Source organism: Paenibacillus xylanilyticus, assembly GCF_013359935.1.
Taxonomy (GTDB): domain Bacteria; phylum Bacillota; class Bacilli; order Paenibacillales; family Paenibacillaceae; genus Paenibacillus; species Paenibacillus xylanilyticus.
Genome location: NZ_JABMCB010000202.1, coordinates 329,428 through 346,650, shown reverse-complemented (window position 1 = coordinate 346,650; position 17,223 = coordinate 329,428). Strand labels below are relative to the sequence as shown.

The 17,223-nt window shown below is 41.6% G+C and carries 15 protein-coding genes; 13 read left to right on the top strand and 2 right to left on the bottom strand.

Translation table 11 applies throughout. From position 1 onward, the window contains the following. Window positions 1–266 precede the first annotated feature (266 nt). Window positions 267–1,214: an NAD(P)-dependent oxidoreductase gene (locus tag HP552_RS28300; protein WP_175398697.1), complete on the bottom strand. Its 948-nt coding sequence runs from the start codon at window positions 1,212–1,214 to the stop codon at window positions 267–269. 201 nt (window positions 1,215–1,415) lie between these two features. Between HP552_RS28300 and HP552_RS28295 the strand changes: the two genes are divergently transcribed. The 5 genes from HP552_RS28295 to HP552_RS28275 all read left to right on the top strand — a co-directional run bounded on the left by HP552_RS28295 (window position 1,416) and on the right by HP552_RS28275 (window position 7,502). Beyond that, on the top strand, window positions 1,416–1,976 hold the full coding sequence (locus HP552_RS28295) for a helix-turn-helix domain-containing protein (protein ID WP_175398696.1): 561 nt from the start codon (window positions 1,416–1,418) through the stop codon (window positions 1,974–1,976). A gap of 215 nt (window positions 1,977–2,191) precedes the next feature. After that, on the top strand, window positions 2,192–3,424 hold the full coding sequence (locus tag HP552_RS28290; RefSeq protein WP_175398695.1) for a CynX/NimT family MFS transporter: 1,233 nt from the start codon (window positions 2,192–2,194) through the stop codon (window positions 3,422–3,424). A 5-nt stretch (window positions 3,425–3,429) separates the two neighbouring features. Further along, window positions 3,430–3,861, top strand: coding sequence for a universal stress protein (locus HP552_RS28285; protein WP_175398694.1), 432 nt, complete (start codon window positions 3,430–3,432; stop codon window positions 3,859–3,861). A gap of 382 nt (window positions 3,862–4,243) precedes the next feature. After that, entirely contained in the window at window positions 4,244–5,179 is a 936-nt protein-coding gene (locus HP552_RS28280; RefSeq protein ID WP_175398693.1) for a VanZ family protein, read from the top strand. Between the two features lie 391 nt (window positions 5,180–5,570). After that, window positions 5,571–7,502, top strand: coding sequence for a fructose-1,6-bisphosphatase (locus tag HP552_RS28275; protein WP_175398692.1), 1,932 nt, complete (start codon window positions 5,571–5,573; stop codon window positions 7,500–7,502). A 559-nt stretch (window positions 7,503–8,061) separates the two neighbouring features. Here the strand turns inward: HP552_RS28275 and HP552_RS28270 are convergent. Beyond that, window positions 8,062–8,610: a TetR/AcrR family transcriptional regulator gene (locus HP552_RS28270; protein WP_175398691.1), complete on the bottom strand. Its 549-nt coding sequence runs from the start codon at window positions 8,608–8,610 to the stop codon at window positions 8,062–8,064. A gap of 248 nt (window positions 8,611–8,858) precedes the next feature. Here HP552_RS28270 and HP552_RS28265 point away from each other — a divergent pair, with 248 nt between their 5' ends. The 8 genes from HP552_RS28265 to HP552_RS28230 all read left to right on the top strand — a co-directional run bounded on the left by HP552_RS28265 (window position 8,859) and on the right by HP552_RS28230 (window position 17,143). After that, the gene (locus HP552_RS28265) at window positions 8,859–9,860 is read left to right on the top strand and encodes an NADP-dependent oxidoreductase (protein ID WP_175398690.1); all 1,002 of its coding nucleotides are present in this window, start codon (window positions 8,859–8,861) and stop codon (window positions 9,858–9,860) included. Between the two features lie 41 nt (window positions 9,861–9,901). Beyond that, window positions 9,902–10,690, top strand: coding sequence for an SDR family oxidoreductase (locus tag HP552_RS28260; RefSeq protein WP_175398689.1), 789 nt, complete (start codon window positions 9,902–9,904; stop codon window positions 10,688–10,690). A 71-nt stretch (window positions 10,691–10,761) separates the two neighbouring features. Further along, window positions 10,762–11,340, top strand: coding sequence for a TetR/AcrR family transcriptional regulator (locus HP552_RS28255; protein WP_175398688.1), 579 nt, complete (start codon window positions 10,762–10,764; stop codon window positions 11,338–11,340). 217 nt (window positions 11,341–11,557) lie between these two features. Next, window positions 11,558–12,256, top strand: coding sequence for an SDR family oxidoreductase (locus HP552_RS28250; protein WP_175398687.1), 699 nt, complete (start codon window positions 11,558–11,560; stop codon window positions 12,254–12,256). Window positions 12,257–12,299: 43 nt separating this feature from the next. Beyond that, window positions 12,300–13,379 (top strand): alkene reductase, encoded by a 1,080-nt coding sequence (locus HP552_RS28245; RefSeq protein ID WP_175398686.1) that lies wholly within the window; start codon window positions 12,300–12,302, stop codon window positions 13,377–13,379. Between the two features lie 659 nt (window positions 13,380–14,038). Further along, window positions 14,039–14,479, top strand: a complete 441-nt coding sequence (locus tag HP552_RS28240; RefSeq protein ID WP_175398685.1) for an NUDIX hydrolase — start codon at window positions 14,039–14,041, stop codon at window positions 14,477–14,479. A 284-nt stretch (window positions 14,480–14,763) separates the two neighbouring features. Beyond that, window positions 14,764–15,480: a class I SAM-dependent methyltransferase gene (locus HP552_RS28235; RefSeq protein ID WP_175398684.1), complete on the top strand. Its 717-nt coding sequence runs from the start codon at window positions 14,764–14,766 to the stop codon at window positions 15,478–15,480. A 289-nt stretch (window positions 15,481–15,769) separates the two neighbouring features. Further along, entirely contained in the window at window positions 15,770–17,143 is a 1,374-nt protein-coding gene (locus HP552_RS28230; RefSeq protein ID WP_175398683.1) for an extracellular solute-binding protein, read from the top strand. Window positions 17,144–17,223: the final 80 nt, after the last annotated feature.

The window sequence follows — 17,223 nt, the reverse complement described above, 5'->3', positions numbered from 1 at the left end:
AAAGTAGCCTTAAAAAAGACACTGATGAATAGAATATCAGTGTCTTTTTACTGCATTGATTTCTTGATACAGTTATCAATCGTTGTATCGGGACAAGAACATTGTGTCATTTTCGATTAGATTATTATCGAATGGAGCCTCTGTTGTTTCGGCAAAGTGGATCATTTCTCCATGACCGGCATTATTCACCAGATGATTAGGGGCGGACACAGCTCGATAGAACAGACTCTATATACTTCAAAACAGACGATTCTGTTATCTGGCAACTATAATAACTGATTGAGCTTGCTTTCAGGCTCTTCACCATTTTCTACACGTTTTATATTCTTTATAAAGAAATCATATCTTTTTTTATGGAATTTTCGACCATCAGGCATTCCTGCTGTATGGGGAGTAAGTATCACATTACCCAGATTCCGGAGCTCACTGTCCATAGGAAGCGGTTCAGTTTCAAACACATCCAGGCATGCGCCAGCAATATCCCCGTTTTTTAATGCATCAATCAAGTCTCTTTCGTTGACAATCCCGCCGCGGGCTGTATTGATAAAAAGAGTGGTATTCTTCATTTTCTTGAATGCTGCTTTGTTGATGAGCTGTTTGGTTTGCTGATTCAAGGGTATATGTACACTGACGATGTCCGATGTGCTTACAAGCGTATCGAAATCCGTCATTTTCACAAAATCGTCCGATTGTACAATGGCATTTCTCGCATAAGCCAGGACATTCATATCAAAAACCTTGCAAAACGCAGCTACTTTTTTTCCGATCGCGCCCAAACCGATTATCCCAATCGTTTTGCCCTTTAATTCACTCCCTGTATAGTCCAATTGATTTTCATCCATCTTGTTTTTCATAAAATTATCAAGAAACGGTATGTTTTTATAATAAGACAATATCATTGCCATTACGTGTTCGGCCACTGCCTGCGCATTCACTCCTGCAGCATTGGCCACCCAAATGCCGTGCTGTGTACAGGCAGGGACATCTACATTATCAAATCCTGCACCCGTCTGTACCAATTTTAAATTTTTTGCGATAGAAAGCAGGCTGTGATCCACTTTAATATGTTCAGGGATGATTACCTCGCAATCTTCAATATGATGCAGCATTTCTTTTCCGGGCGGGACAACTACAACGTTCCAGTCTTGCGGAAAACACCTTGCAATATTTGATTTTGAGGTCTCGCTAAAATAGCCAACGATGAGAATCTTCATTGCTAAACCACCTTTCATAATCTATACCATGCTTCTACGGACCGAGAGTATCAGCAAAGCGTGTTTCTTTTGCTTGTTGGAATAATTTCCTCAACACATATAGTAGCAGAAGCTAGTGACGGAACAAATACGAATCGTATGGAAAAGAATCTAGATAAACAATATACTAGCTATATAGTTTTATGTTGAGGTGAATATCAAATGGATGAAATTGATGAGTCAAAACAAATTGTATTACAAATCGGCGGTGCCTTGAAAAAGTACAGAAAAGAAAAAAACATGACCTTAGACGACTTATCAGAATTAACGGGTGTAAGCAAACTTACTCTGGGAAATATCGAACGTGGCGATACAAATCCAACTTTGGCAATGATATGGAAAATTTCAAAAGGCATATCTTTGCCGCTATTGTCTTTGTTTCAATCAGAGAAACCTGTTAGTTTGTATCGCGCAGGCGAAGGATTGCGGTTTTCTAATGATGAAAAAAATTGGGTCATTGAACCCGTCTTTAAAAGCAACGATATTGAAATGTGTCGGGCATACTTACAGCCAAATAGCTCGTATTACCCTGAAGGTCATCATGTGAATACAACCGAAATTGCGACAGTAATGACTGGTTCCATTGAGATACAAGTCAATGGAGAGATGCACACATTGAATCAATATGATACGATCAGTTTTCGTGCAGATTATCCTCACGCTTATACCAATCATACGAATGGTGAAACGGTGCTCCATATATCCTTAAAATATGGTTTCTAGTATCGAAAATACACTTATTAAATACAACTCCGAATTCCATGACGGGAATTCAGAGTTGTATTTTTTTAATTAATTTTAGTACGTTATAAAATAATTATTGTTTTTAAAAGTATATTATAATATACTTTCGTTATTCGCGCGGATGTTATAGCAAAGTTTTTTAGCCAACAAGAAGCAGACATAAGACGTAAGAATTCAGGAAGGAGAAATGAAGAATGCCGAATAAACAAAATAAAAAATTCGTGCCATCCTCTGTAGCGCTGATCATTCTCGGCATTATTGTTATTGCAGCTAATTTACGTACTCCCTTAACCTCAGTTGGTCCTTTAGTGGGTTTTATAAGGGATGACGTTCATATTTCAAATACATTAGCAGGCCTGATCACAACGGTACCTTTGCTTGCCTTTGCTGTATTATCACCTCTTGTACCAAAATTAGGACGGAGGTATGGGGTTGAGCGTATCATTTTGATTGCCCTAATCTTTCTGACTGGTGGTATTGTAATACGTTCATTATCTGGCGCAGTTACTCTGTTTATTGGAACAGCAGTTCTTGGATTCGCTATTGCCGTATGTAATGTATTATTGCCAAGTATAATCAAAAGGGATTTCCCAAATAAAATTGGCTCCATGACAGGAGTTTACTCCATTTCAATGAATTTATGTGGAGCAATCGCATCGGGAATCAGTGTACCGCTAGCCATGAACGCAGGGCTAAAATGGCAGGGAGCATTGGGTATATGGGGGATTCTAAGCTTTGTATCAATCCTCTGTTGGTTACCCCAATTAAGAAAACAAACGAAACAAACTGCCACGACGAGTCAACAAATGGCCAGCAACGATGTGAATGTTTGGCGATCCCCGCTTGCTTGGCAAGTAACCTTGTTCATGGGTATACAGTCTATGGTTTTCTATGTATTGATCGCATGGTTGCCTGAAATTTTAAAGCAGCAAGGAATTGACTCTAACCAATCTGGATGGTACCTCTCGCTCATGCAGTTAGCGATGCTTCCATTTACCTTTATTGTCCCTGTTATTGCCGGGCGTATGTCTAGTCAACGTTTGTTAGTGGTCATCACAACCATTTTACTTTTGACGGGGACGCTCGGACTTCTTTACGGAAGTTCTAATGTCATTCTGTTGTGGATCGTCATACTCGGAATTGGTGGAGGCTTCGCCTTTAGTTTGGCCATGATGTTTTTCGGGTTACGCACTGAAAATGCGCATCAAGCAGCGGAACTATCTGGCATGGCCCAATCGATCGGATATCTTCTTGCCGCAATCGGTCCAGCCCTTATAGGATATCTGCATGATGCAACAAATAGTTGGCACCTGCCACTTTTCATTCTTCTTGGGGCTTCCGTGTTACTATTTATAGTTGGTATGGGAGCAGCAAGTAATCGTGTTGTGGGTAGCCGAAATAGTTACGAGCTGCCACGGAAAGGATGATAACGATGTTTGACAAAATTATGGTGGCTATTGACAAAGCTGAAATAACGAACAAACTCCTTGATGCAACCGTTGAAATAGCCCAAAATAAACAAACTCAAGTGACCTTGGTTAATGTCAGCCAGGATTATGTGTCCAGCGGGATGACATTTGTACCAGAGAATTTTTTGGAAGACGTACTGAACGAAATGGAGAAAGCGAGTTTGGAACAGCTGCACCAAGCCAAATCTAAATTAAAGTCAGCGGGGATTAACCCGAAAACGGTTCATCTTAAGGGAGACCCTGGGCATGAAATATTGAATTATGCAAGGGATACCGAGCAGCAACTTATTATTATCGGAAGTCGTGGGCTAAGGGGCATTAAAGAAATGATGCTTGGAAGTGTAAGTCACAAGGTTTCACAATTATCAAGTTGCCCAGTCCTCATTGTACATTAGCTCCTTCGGGAACTGTTGAGATGATGCATTGTTATACTGGCGGGGGAGCGTTTATAGTATGAATCATACAGCGGCATTCCAGGATATTTGTGTCCTACAATGCCGCTGTTTCTATATCCCTTTAGTTGCTCAAATGCTGACGCTAGATTACCGATTAGGCATATCTCTAATTGATTTTAGTCCGCCACAATTATGCTATGGCAGGTATCTGATACAACAGGAGAGTGCATTTGTATAATGTCTAAACGGCACTTGCAAGTTCAAAATGTTTTCATCACCTGATGCCGTAAGCAGTACTGATGAGCGGTTTAATTATGATATGTGCTAAGATTGATGGGGCAATGAGCCCAGTTAATAAATGCATCCGGCAAAGGAGTCAATCATGACCAAACCACGTAAGATTATTTTAACCATAACCATATTCTACACATTGTTTATTCTTTATTTTATGTTCTTCGCCTTCGGTAGAGGAGATGCTGCAGAGACAACAGCTGGCTACACCTTTCTTTTTTTGCCCGAAAGCTTCTTCAGGCTGCCGGCTCTATCTGATCTCCTGCATCCCAGCCTCATGACTTTGGTGGATCTCGGTAACATTGCCGCCTTTATCCCTTTCGGTATATTGATTCCATGGTTGTACCGGATCACCTTTGCCCGGTTCATGACCTTGTTCTTTATAGCCATTCTTGTGCTGGAAACCATCCAGGCCCTTACTTTACTTGGCAGCTTCGATATAAACGATGCCATTCAGAATACGATAGGAGCAGCCGTCGGTTTTGGGGCGTACAAACTTGGTTTCCGTTCCAGGAACCTCTGGCGCAATCTGGCGACAACGGCTATTTCCGGTATGGTTCTTTTACTAGTCGTATGGGGATTATTCGGGGTGATCGATAAAGCAGCAACAAAAGTAGAAGGCCCGTTTGTGGCGATCAACGAATGGGTGGACAGTTCGGGGAGTTCATCACCTGGAGACAAGCCGGGCAGCATCAAAATAGGCGATCAGAATGTAAAGCCTCTCTATAACATGTACGGTGCTGGAGGCGATTCTATAACGTATACGTATACGTCTGAGGGGGAGACGATTTTCTCTTTTTATTACGGCATCCCTGAACCAACAGATTATTCCGGAAGTATCCGAGTTACCCTCGATGGAAGCGAGATAATGAGCGGCTCTGGAGAAGATCAGCGGAGTGATCCTGAACTATTCCCATTGATATTCAAGATTCCTCTCGAGCCGGGGAGCAAACTGAAGATTACCATTGAAGGGAACGAAAAAGTATGGGATGTCGGGTATCGGAGGATGCAATATTTTTGGAGCTGAGTGCTTGATCTTCCATACTGATCTGCCTGGAATGCTGAGGGACAAGAACCTATTCCCATTGAAGTCGCTAATTTAGCGGCTTTTTTATGTTGTCGGTCCAAGTTCTTGTACCGAGCAAAGGACAAGAACTTGGACCGATTGCCGAATTGGACAAGAACGTAGTCGGATTAACGATTAGATGTATATCTAAATATTAAGCGCATGCACTTAAAAACTTTATTAAGTATCATAATACATGAAAAGCGGGATATTACATGATTCGGTGGGCTTACATGAGCAACTCCAAAATACATCCGTTCAATGAAATTTGTTCAAATATGAGGAACTGGAGTACGATAGGGGAAGGCAATGCTTAATAATCACCATACTTCCTTGAAAGGGGACATCTGTTTTGGATGAGCAGTTTCTAGATTTATTGGCACAGAAATATGATACGGAAGAAAAAATCATAACAGAGATCATCAACCTTGAAGCGATCTCCAATCTCCCGAAGGGAACCGAGCATTTTGTCAGTGATTTGCATGGGGAGTTCCAGGCTTTTCAGCATGTACTAAGAAACGGTTCGGGTACCGTTAAAGAGAAAATCAAAGAATTATTCCGGGAGGTTTGGACGGATCAAGAAATCAATGATTTTGCGGCGCTCGTTTATTATCCGGAAGAAAAAATAAAGCTGGTTATAGGGGAACTGAGCAATAAGCAGGCTTTGAACCAGTGGTATAGATCAACGATTGAACACATGCTTAAGCTTATTTCTTATGCCTCTTCCAAGTATACGCGCTCGAAATTGCGTAAAGCTCTGCCAGAGCAGTATGTATATATTGTAGAAGAGCTTCTATACAAGACGGATTCGACCAACAATAAGGATCCTTATTACGAGGAAATATATCGGCAAATTATATCCTTGGGCCAGGCGGACAAGCTCATTATCGGCCTTGCTTATACGACCCAGCGCCTGGTGGTTGACCATCTTCATGTGGTTGGAGATATCTATGATCGGGGGCCGGACCCCGATAAAATTATGGATACGCTAATCAACTACCATTCTGTAGACATTCAGTGGGGGAACCATGATGTCCTCTGGATCGGTGCCTACGCGGGTTCTCTGGTCTGCCTTGCGAATATTATCCGGATCTGCGCCAGATACGACAATCTGGACATCATTGAAGATGTATACGGAATCAATCTGCGACCACTGCTAAACTTGGCGGAGAAATACTATGAAGACAATCCGTCCTTCAGACCTAAGCTGCAGGCTGGCCACAACGTATCGGAGCAGGAAATTCTGCAGATCACCAAAATTCACCAAGCCATTGCCATGATCCAATTTAAACTTGAAATCCCGATTATCAAGCGACGCCCATACTTTAATATGCCTGAGAGGCTATTGCTGGAGCAGATTGATTACGACAAAAATGAAATCAAAATCTGCGGTAAAACGTACCTGCTGGAAAAAACCTGTTTCGCTACCGTAAATCCGCAGCAGCCTGCACAATTGCTGGAGGAAGAACAGGAAGTGATGGAAAAGCTGCTGTTCTCCGTTCAGCATTCCGAAAAGCTGGCCAGACATATGAATTTTCTCATGAAAAAGGGCAGCCTTTATTTAAAATATAACGGGAATTTGTTAATCCACGGCTGTATTCCTTTGGATGAAGAAGGAAACATGGAAGAAATGCAGATTGAAGACAAGACGTATTCGGGCCGTCAGCTGCTTGATGTTCTTGAAAATTATTTGCGTTACGCCTTTGCGCATCCGGAAGAGACAGAAGATCTGGCGACGGATATGGTATGGTACATCTGGACAGGGGAATGTTCCTCGCTCTTTGGAAAGAGAGAAATGACCACTTTTGAACGGTATTTTATCCAAGATAAAGAAGCACATAAGGAGAGAAAGAATCCCTACTACCATTTACGTGAAAATGAGGAGATCTGCCGGAAAATCCTGCTGGAGTTTGGTTTGAATCCGGATCATGGGCATATCATTAACGGCCACACGCCAGTGAAAGAAATTCGTGGGGAGAGCCCCGTCAAAGCAAACGGGAAAATGGTCGTCATTGACGGAGGTTTTTCCAAAGCTTATCAATCCACAACGGGCATCGCCGGATATACCTTGTTGTATAACTCCTTTGGTATGCAGCTCGTCGCCCATCAGAAATTTAATTCAAAAGAAGATGTATTATGTAACGGAACGGACGTGTTATCTATAAAAAGATTGGTGGACAAAGAACTGGCGAGGAAGCTGGTGAGAGAAACCAATGTCGGGGAGAAACTGCTGCAGAAAATCACAAATTTGAAGGATCTACTCGAATATCGCTACATGAAATGAAACTATTGCTAAAAGTACACACCCGGATCAACTGTTTAAGTACAATTTGATTTAGACGCTCATACTGGACAGGGAAGTAATAATACTCTCCCTGTGTGAGCCTTTCTTAACGAGCCCGGCTGATCCAAACTATACCGTTGTATTCGGTCATACTTCCACGTTTCGGTTCAAGGTGCCACCTTGGGAAATTTGGATAGGTAACGGGAAAGTGGGTATCGATACTGGAGCGGGCCACGGTCATTATCTCAGCTTAGTGGATTTTACGTATCGAAATCGTTGGTATGTGTCTGTGCAAGAACCGTTTCAAGTTCAGTCAGAGTCTGTCATCGAGCTAGAAAAGAGCGGGAGAGCAACACAGCTGTTTCATCATCAAGAATCAAATATGATCTCTGATACAAGATAGAGATTCGTTATGCATAAAGACATTGAATGGCTGCGTGGCCTTCAATGTCTTTATTTTTTGTAGCAAGTATAGGGATTGAACTTGGAAATGGCACAGCGGGGAATATTCCTTTCACTTCAGATATTCAATTGCTCCTTGTTTTAATAGGATATCATTTCAAACCCCCTGTTTGATTAAACTCCAGATGCGTTCAAACCGCTCTTGGTAGTCTGGTGAATTCCAGGATTCTTTAAAAGAGGGGAGACTAAAAACTGCAAACGCAGATAGGATTGCCTCTGCCCGTTCAAAGTGAGGATCGTGATAATCCATAAACCCGTCAATAATTTGATATGAATCCCAGAGCACATCACGTAATACCAATGGATTATTATCCACATATTGTGTATTCAAAGCGAACATTTGGGGATTCTCATTATAAGCGCGTTTTTTGGCATTCACGAATGCCCAAAGCCAATCATGGAGCACTTCCTGCGGTGAGGCCAAATTAGCCATGTTTATACTGATTTGTTCTGAAATCATCCGATTGAACCAGTTTTTAGATACAGCTGCCCAGAGTTCTTGTTTATTTTTAAAATGCTTATAGAGTGCTGCATGGGTGATATTCAATTCATCCGCTATTTGTGAGAGTGTCACTTCGGATTTCTCCGTGCGCTCAATTAATGCCTCGGCGGTTTCAATAATTAGCTGTTGCGTGATTTTAGCCATTTGTTAGGGCAGGTGAATATGGGGCGTTTTAAAGCGATCAGTTACTAAAATACCCCAGTGTCACACCGTGCTGCCAACCCTTCTTTCGTAAATTAGTTTTTACGGACCGATAATTATACCTTTATTTTAGCATATAAAATATATAGTAACAAATGTTGACTTTTGTAACCAATGATATTATGCTTGCTGTGCAAGTTACAAAATATAATAAATGTTACTTGGTAAATTGCGTATAGGAGGATATTTTTATGAAGGCAGCACAGATTACCAAATATTCAAAACAGTTTAAAGTAGAAGTGCATGATATCCCAGTCCCGGAAATAACGGATCACGAAGTTTTGGTTAAGGTGAAAGCTGCGGCGGTTAACCATTTGGAACTGCTTATCGCTACTGGAAGCGTGAAGTTAATTCAGGACTATGAGTTCCCACTGACACTTGGTAATGAGCTCACAGGGATTGTCGAGAAGATTGGCAAGAACGTCACTGGTTTCCAAGTTGGTGATATCATTTATTCACGCCTGCCGCTGCAAAAAATCGGAGCGTTTGCCGAATACGTAGCGATTCATTCGGATGCCATCGCTCACTTACCGGTTAATCTGGATTTTGTAACCGGTGCGGCTGCGCCTTTAACAGGGTTGACAGCCTATCAAAGTTTACATGAAGAGCTAGCCGCTAAAGCTGGCGAAAGCTTGTTCATTCCCGGCGGCTCTGGTTCATTTGGCCAAATGGCTATTCCTATCGCGAAAAGCATGGGGCTTAAGGTCATCGTAAGTGGAAGTCCAAAAGCCCGCGAACGCACAATGGCCGCTGGAGCGGATCAATACATTGATTACACGACCGAGAACTATTGGGAACGACTTCGTGATCTTGATTATGTGATTGATACCTTGGGACCCAGTGAATTTGATCGTGAACTCTCTATTATTAAACCAGGCGGTCATCTTCTTTCTCTAAGAACCGGGCCAAACAAACGATTCGCTAAAACTATGGGCTTGGCAGGTTGGAAACAAAAGCTATTCAGTATTGCTGGGGCTAAGTATGATCACAAAGCAAAGAAAAAGAAGATCGAATATCATTTCGTCTTTGTACGCAGCGATGGAGAACAATTACGGAATATCACAAAAATTATTGAAGAGAACAGAATTGTACCCGCGGTGGATCCTACAGTGTTCCATATTGAAGATATTAATGAAGCCCTAAATCTGGTTGCTACAGGTCATCCCCAAGGGAAAGTTATTATTCGATTCTAAAGAACACGCAACCAAGGCCATATTGAAAGTGGGTGATGATCATGAAATTAAAAGGTAGAACAATTTTGGTGACCGGCGGTACGTCTGGAATTGGTTTTGCTTTTGCGAAACGTTTGCTCGATATGGAGAATACTGTAATCATAACGGGGCGTTCGCAACAACGAATCGACCAGATCGTAGAAAACAATCCCGGGCTTATCGGCATAGTGGCTGATGTTAGTGATCCGGATAGTGTAGGGCATCTTGCTAAAGAACTAATAATTCACTATCCCAAACTGGATATTATCTTAAATAATGCAGGTGTAATACACGAATTCGATTTGTTTGATGAAACTGTCACCTACGAGCAACTTACTATTGAAATCGCCACAAATTTGAACGGAACAATATATATTACCAAGGCATTATTGCCATTGTTAGCCAAACAACAGGAGGCAATGATTGTTAACGTTAGCTCTCTACTTGCTAATATTACAGTTGCCAACGCACCAACGTATTCTGCTACAAAGGCCGGTATTCACATGTTCAGTGATGCATTGCGTGAGCAAATCCGGGCCAAAGGTAAAAACATCCATGTAATGGAACTTTGTCCACCCGTAATTTCTGAAACCAATCTCACTGACACTTTTGACGAAGGCTTCTTGAATAAGATCATTTCTTTGCCTTTGGAGAAGCTTGTACATGTCGGTATTAGAGGGATGCAGAAAAACAAACTGCGAGTGAATGCAGGATTTACGAAAGTTATGCGCTTTTCCATGAAGTTTGCTCCAGATTTTATCACACATACTTGGGGGCAAATGCTACTTAAATCAAAGGGAGCAGAACATTAAAGATTGATATGTATAAAATTCTTTACCGATCGTTCTCAATATGTTATATTGAGAAACAGGGAGGGAATCGAATGGCAAGAAGCAAAGAATTCGAAGATAATGAGGTATTAGAAAAGGCGATGAAGCTCTTCTGGGAACAAGGTTACGAAAAAACATCGATATCTGACCTAGTTGAGCATATGGGAATTCATCGAAGAAGTTTATATGACACCTTTGGCGATAAACACACGCTATTTTTGAAAGCCCTGGACCGATTTCACGATAAGTTATGTGATGGGCTTGTAGGAGAAGTTAAACGCTCTAAGACTGCTACGGAGGCATTACAGCTTATTTTCAGTTCCGTAATCTGTAGTGTAAATGACTCACCTTCCGGTTGTTTGATGGTAAATTCAGCAGTGGAATTGGCAATGCGGGATACCGAGGTGGATAAAAAGACCACAGATTTGTTTTCTTTATCAGAACAGTTGTTCAAAGATATTATACAGTGGGGACAGCAGAGTGGAGAGTTTAGCGCTGAATATAGTGCCGAAGACCAAGCAGAACATTTGCATGCGATTTATGTAGGGATAAGAGTTATGAGAAGAACCTCTATACGCAAAGAAAAATTGCAACATATGGCCGATGTATCGATTAAACTTTTATCTAAATAATTATTGAAGTACTGGTTGAGAAGATTATTGTATCATTCCCTGTGCATTTTCTAGTATGATCGTTCTTGAATCGTTCAATCTTTCCTTCATTCAAATAACCTTTTATAAAGGGTGCTTTATTCTACGCTTATTAGAATGATCATTCTTGAATGATTTAGCCTTTCGATCCCTGATTTATAAAATGATTAATTACATTCAAAAAAAAGGAGCTAATACAATGAACATTTCTGAACAAGTCGCATTTGTTACTGGAGCAAACCGGGGGCTTGGCCGCCAGCTTACGCTTGAACTTCTATCTAGAGGGGCTATGGTTTACGCAGGAGCAAGAAATCCGGAGACCATCGATATTCCAGGGGTTACACCTGTTAAGCTTGATGTAACCAACCCTCAAGAGGTAGCAGCAGCTGCCAACCTTGCTAAGGATGTTACGATTTTAATCAACAATGCAGGATCATCTACAGGTGCTTCTTTGCTGGAAGGGGATATGGAAAAAATCCAGTTGGAATTGGATACGCATTTTTTCGGTACGTTATCCATGGTTCGCGCTTTTGCACCGGTCATTGAAAACAACGGTGGAGGATCGGTGCTGAATATTCTTTCCGTATTATCTTGGTTTAGTGGCGGAGCTGCAGGTGCATATACAGCTGCGAAGGCTGCAGCATGGGCGTTGACGAATGATCTCCGTTTGAATTTGTACCCTCGTCATATTAGAGTAGCAGGATTACATGTGGGTTATATGGAGACAGACATGACAGCCGGCTTGGACACTCCCAAATCAAACCCTTCAGATGTTGCGAAAATGGCTATTGATGGCATAGCAGCGGGCAGCTTTGAAATTCTTGCCGACGATAACAGCCGGATGATCCAAGCTGGACTTGCAGGTGGCGTTTCTACACTTTACCCGCATCTTTCCTAATCACAATTACCGTTTGAACTAAATTTAAAGAGGAGTGTACAAAATGAAAAAATTATGGAGTGAAATCAAAGTCGGAAACATGGATTTACCGCATCGTTTAGCCATGGCTCCCATGACACGCAGCAGAGCAGAAGAAGATGGTACACCAGGAGAATTAAGCGCCCTGTATTATGCACAAAGAGCATCAATGGGACTTCTGATTACGGAAGGTGCACAGCCTTCTGACGATGGTCAAGGATACTTATGGTCGCCGGGGATCTATACGGAACAGCACATAGAAGGGTGGAAAAAGGTTACAGATGCGGTTCATGCAGCAGGCGGATTTATGTACATCCAGTTAATGCATGCTGGCCGTATGTCGCATCCCGACAATACACCTCATCATCGTCAGCCCGTTGCGCCGTCAGCGATTGCTCCCGGTGTTCAGATGTTTACCGCTACAGGAATGCAGGACATCCCTGTTCCGCGCGAGTTAAGCAAAGAGGATATTCAGACGACCATTGCCGATTTCCGCAAAGCAGCAGCAGCGGCTATTGAAGCCGGTGCAGACGGCGTTGAAATTCACGGAGCCAATGGATATCTCATTAATCAATTTATCGGTGAAAATTCGAATACACGGACAGATGAATATGGGGGATCGATCGAAAACCGGGCCCGCTTCGCGATTGAAGTGACGAAAGCCGTCGTAGAAGAAATTGGCGCAGCTAGAACAGGCTTCCGTATTTCACCGGGAACCCCTCTCGGAGGAATTCAGGATGGGGAACAAGGTCCTGAACTTTATCTCTACCTGGTCAAAGAATTAGCGAAGCTGGATTTGGCTTACCTTCATGTAATGCATCTTGGAAATGAAAAGCTGCTCCAGGACGTCCGCTCCATTTGGACCAATCCATTGTTAGTCAACCGGGCGGGACGTGCACTGGAAGATCTGAGTATTGATCTTGATAACGGTATAGCTGATATTGTACCGGTCGGTGCATGGTCATTAGCCAACCCGGATTTAGTAGAACGCCTTAAAATAGGGGCTCCATTAAATGATGCAGATCCCCAAACCTTCTTCGCGGCGGGAAGCAAAGGTTACACGGACTATCCTACCTTGAAAGAATTAGAAGCACAAAAGAGCTAAGGAGTAGTTAGATCAAAAAATCAGTATTATACAGAAATCTATGGTGTGCAAATATACAATTGTACGCCATAGATTTCTCTCAAATGATCTGGTTCTGAAAAATCAATCCACCAAAGAAGACGTATATCTTACACATTAAGAAGGTGAGTAAGGAATGAAAACAATGGTAATCGTCGGTGCTGGGCCAGGTCTGGTGTGTAATCCAAACAATTATGATCCCCTTTAAGTAGACACTTGAAAAAACCTTCATGTTATCGTAGGGTTCAAGTGACACTTGAAGGGGATATTTTCATGGCCAAAAAGGAGCAAACATTTCAGACGTAACTAAGAGTTTAAATTGAATGCAGTTAGATCATATCTCGAAGGTTCTTCAAGTTACAAGATGGTCGCTGATCGCGAAGGAATTCGAAACATGTCTCAGGCGTACAACATAAGAGTTTGATGCATTCAGCGTGAAGGGCAGCCACGCTCGTAAAGCAACCTGCCTGGATAATGCATGCATCGAATCCTTCTTTTCAAATCTCAAGACAGAGAAGCTGTGCCTTAACCAGAGCAATTCAGAAGTAGAGATTCGACAAGCCGTGGAACGGGCAGGATAGTTCAGATAAAGTAACGAATTGTTGATCATTCACATTTCTTCGAGAAGGGGATTTATTAAAATGAAAAGAGTAGATGTTGCCTACGTGCTTCTCTTTGATGAACAAGGAAAGAATGTATTGATGGTCAAAAACAAGGGTGTGAAATCTTCCTACTATACACTTCCTGGTGGAACAGTAGAACGGGGGGAAACACTTGAAGAAGCTGCTATTCGTGAGGTAAAAGAAGAAACGGGTTTAGAGGTTGAATTAAACGGTATTTTCAGTGTAAGTGAAGCGTTTTTTGTAGATAGGGAACATCATACAATTTTTTTTACCTTTAGAGGGAATGTAATTGGTGGAGAAATAAATATCTCATTTCCAGAAGAAATTGAGGAAGTCTCTTGGATGGAACCTCAAAGAGCAGAAGAATATATCCATATACCAAGTGAGTTAAAGGGATTAATAATTGGTAAATCATCAGCACCATATGTACTCAGGGGAACTATTAATCACAATTCATAATACTGTTGGGAACCGATAGCTCAATAAAACAAAGAAAGCAGCAGATCAACGTGATCGGCTGCTTTGGTTCAACTAACGGGCAGGATAGTTTAAACAATGATATCAGGAATATCCGTTTATACTTTTGTAATATCCAGATTCAGCGTTTAACGTGTCCGGGTTCATGCAAACGAAGTGAGAGGTGAATTTTAAATATAATTAACAATTCCTTTGACCCTTGTTTATTGAACCATTTATTATAAAGACCATAGTAAAATGCTATAGAAAGTGGGAAGAGATTATTTATGATTCCATTAGTATATGACCAGATTAACCATTGGGGAAAAGACGATGAATTTTTCCTTTCATTGCTAAAGAGATTAAAAGTAGAATTTATAGCAGACCTAGGCTGTGGAACAGGAAGATGGACTACTCATCTTGTTCAGTACGGTTACAAAATTACAGCTATAGACCCCAATGAAGAAGCGATTGAAGTGGCGAGAATTAAAGATAATTCAGGCAATGTGAAATGGATTGTAGGTGATAGTTCGGATTTACAAACCAATACCTATGATGCGGTAGTTATGACAGCCAATGTTGCACAGGTATTTCTTACAGATGATAGTTGGAAGCAAGTCATTACTGACGTATTCCGTTCCCTAAAAATAGGTGGTCACTTTATTTTTGATACAAGAAACCCTTTGGTAAAAGTATGGAAAGAGTGGGAGAAGGACAAGACTCCTGACTTAGCTAAAGATAGGATAAGTGGAGATCCTTTAGAAATCTATACAGAATATGAAGGGTTTGAGGGAGATATTTATACCTTCTATGAAATTGTAAAAAATACAAAAACAGACAAAGTCCTAGTTCATGAAAAAATGCAGCTTAGATTCCGAAATCAAGAAGAATTTGATGAGTCGCTAAAACAAATAGGTTTTTCGAAAATTGAAACATATGGCGATTGGGAGTTTAAATACGCAAATTCTGAAAATGGATCGTTTATTTTTCATTGTGTAAAATAGAGTCATTGAAAGCTTGATCATTTCGCAAAACCGCCATAGGATAAGCATCTGTGGTGGTTTTTTTGAATCCGATAAATCCTTCATGGAATGAGTGGTTTAGAACCCCGTGTAAATTGTATCTAAAGTATCCAAAAAGACGTGAAAAATTTGAAAATTTTATTTTAAGTGAATTAATGTACTCACTACTGCGAAACTGGTTCATATCTGGTATAATAAAAATAATAATTAGGAAATACAATGAATTATAGCTAGACCATAAATAGATGAAGAGGATAGGTGGAAATGGCCCATGGCGAAAATCGATCGTCATACTTTTCAGACCAGAACAAGACATATGTCTGCCGATCTGAAGCAAAAAATTAACTCCGGAGCATACAGTCCGGGGGAATATCTGCCTTCCGAGTTGGCACTAACAGAGCAGTACAAACTAAGTAAAAACTCCGTGAGATACGTTCTGGATGAGCTTGTTCAGGAGGGATTGATTATTAAAATTCCACGGGTGGGCACACAGGTGGCAAAGCCTGCTGCCAAGGAAACCATCCGTTTTGGCGTTTACCCCTCGTTGTATAAGGAAGCGGGGATGGAGGAATTGATTGAACGATTCCACGAGAAATATCCACATATTCATGTGGAAACGATTGAGCTTCCTTACATGAATTCGGACAGTATCGCCAACCTCATCAAACTAGGGATTGTGGATGCGTTAACGATCAATCTGCAGGATATGTACCAATTCCAGGAAGGAAAATACCTTGATTTGCTTGTCGATCAGGATCGACACGATCATATATATCCTTTTCTTACACCTTATTTTGAGAAGGAATCGGGTATTTTGGCTGCCCAGCCTTTCGTGTACTCACCCGTTATTTTGTGTTACAACAAGGAGCACCTGAGAGAGAAAAGACTTGGAGAACCTAACAGCAGTTGGAGTTGGGATGAGCTGGCAGCGCTGCTCAGGGAGCTCAAGGCGCCTCATCGCTACAGCATTGCTTTTCAATTATTTTCCATGAACCGATGGCCTATTTTCTGGATGCAAAATGAGGACGATCCATCTTCGCTCGATTACAGTCCAGTCCAGAACGGAACCCCCTTGCCTACAGAAGGATTACGCTGGCTCAGGGATCTAGTGACGGAGGAAGGAATATTTCCGCTTGCCTTAGCCCAAGGTGAATTTGAAGCGGAGAAATTGTTCAAGGAGCAGAAGGTATCGGTCATGCTTACCACGTATTACATGCTGAATGAGCTGAAGAATGCGAATTTTTCCTTTGATATCGCTCAGCTGCCTCATTTTAAGAATGATAGGACACTCCTTCTGTCTACAGCCATTGCTCTCAGTGCAGAATCGAGCCATAAGGATACGGCAGCCTGCTTTGTGAATTATCTCACTTCAGACGAGGCTCAGACCTATATCAGACAGAACACATTCAGTTTACCTGCAAGCAGATATATTACGGAAACGTTTTCCGTAGAGCTTAAAAATAAACCGTCCAGGTTGGAGCTTCATCGAGATTACAGTTCGAAATACACCACGTATCGCGATCTATCGATTTCCATGCAAACCCAAATTCGTTTCGGAGAAAGCCTGAAGCAGTACATGTCTTATTTAACGGATGAAGAGGGACTTGCTGAAGTGCTGCTTCCATCCAGCAGTCTCAATTCATAAAAAAACATATAGCAGCTCAAAAAAAAGCACTACCCAAGGGCAGTGCTTTTTTTTTGAGGTTTTATATGAACTACAAAAGA

Excerpts from the sequence above, each read along its gene's own strand:
- HP552_RS28290 (WP_175398695.1), top strand. The coding sequence starts at position 2,192 with ATGCCGAATAAACAAAATAAAAAATTCGTGCCATCCTCTGTAGCGCTG.
- HP552_RS28255 (WP_175398688.1), top strand. The coding sequence starts at position 10,762 with ATGGCAAGAAGCAAAGAATTCGAAGATAATGAGGTATTAGAAAAGGCG.
- HP552_RS28300 (WP_175398697.1), bottom strand. The coding sequence starts at position 1,214 with ATGAAGATTCTCATCGTTGGCTATTTTAGCGAGACCTCAAAATCAAAT.
- HP552_RS28265 (WP_175398690.1), top strand. The coding sequence starts at position 8,859 with ATGAAGGCAGCACAGATTACCAAATATTCAAAACAGTTTAAAGTAGAA.
- HP552_RS28260 (WP_175398689.1), top strand. The coding sequence starts at position 9,902 with ATGAAATTAAAAGGTAGAACAATTTTGGTGACCGGCGGTACGTCTGGA.
- HP552_RS28235 (WP_175398684.1), top strand. The coding sequence starts at position 14,764 with ATGATTCCATTAGTATATGACCAGATTAACCATTGGGGAAAAGACGAT.
- HP552_RS28245 (WP_175398686.1), top strand. The coding sequence starts at position 12,300 with ATGAAAAAATTATGGAGTGAAATCAAAGTCGGAAACATGGATTTACCG.
- HP552_RS28240 (WP_175398685.1), top strand. The coding sequence starts at position 14,039 with ATGAAAAGAGTAGATGTTGCCTACGTGCTTCTCTTTGATGAACAAGGA.
- HP552_RS28230 (WP_175398683.1), top strand. The coding sequence starts at position 15,770 with ATGGCGAAAATCGATCGTCATACTTTTCAGACCAGAACAAGACATATG.
- HP552_RS28285 (WP_175398694.1), top strand. The coding sequence starts at position 3,430 with ATGTTTGACAAAATTATGGTGGCTATTGACAAAGCTGAAATAACGAAC.
- HP552_RS28270 (WP_175398691.1), bottom strand. The coding sequence starts at position 8,610 with ATGGCTAAAATCACGCAACAGCTAATTATTGAAACCGCCGAGGCATTA.
- HP552_RS28280 (WP_175398693.1), top strand. The coding sequence starts at position 4,244 with ATGACCAAACCACGTAAGATTATTTTAACCATAACCATATTCTACACA.
- HP552_RS28250 (WP_175398687.1), top strand. The coding sequence starts at position 11,558 with ATGAACATTTCTGAACAAGTCGCATTTGTTACTGGAGCAAACCGGGGG.
- HP552_RS28295 (WP_175398696.1), top strand. The coding sequence starts at position 1,416 with ATGGATGAAATTGATGAGTCAAAACAAATTGTATTACAAATCGGCGGT.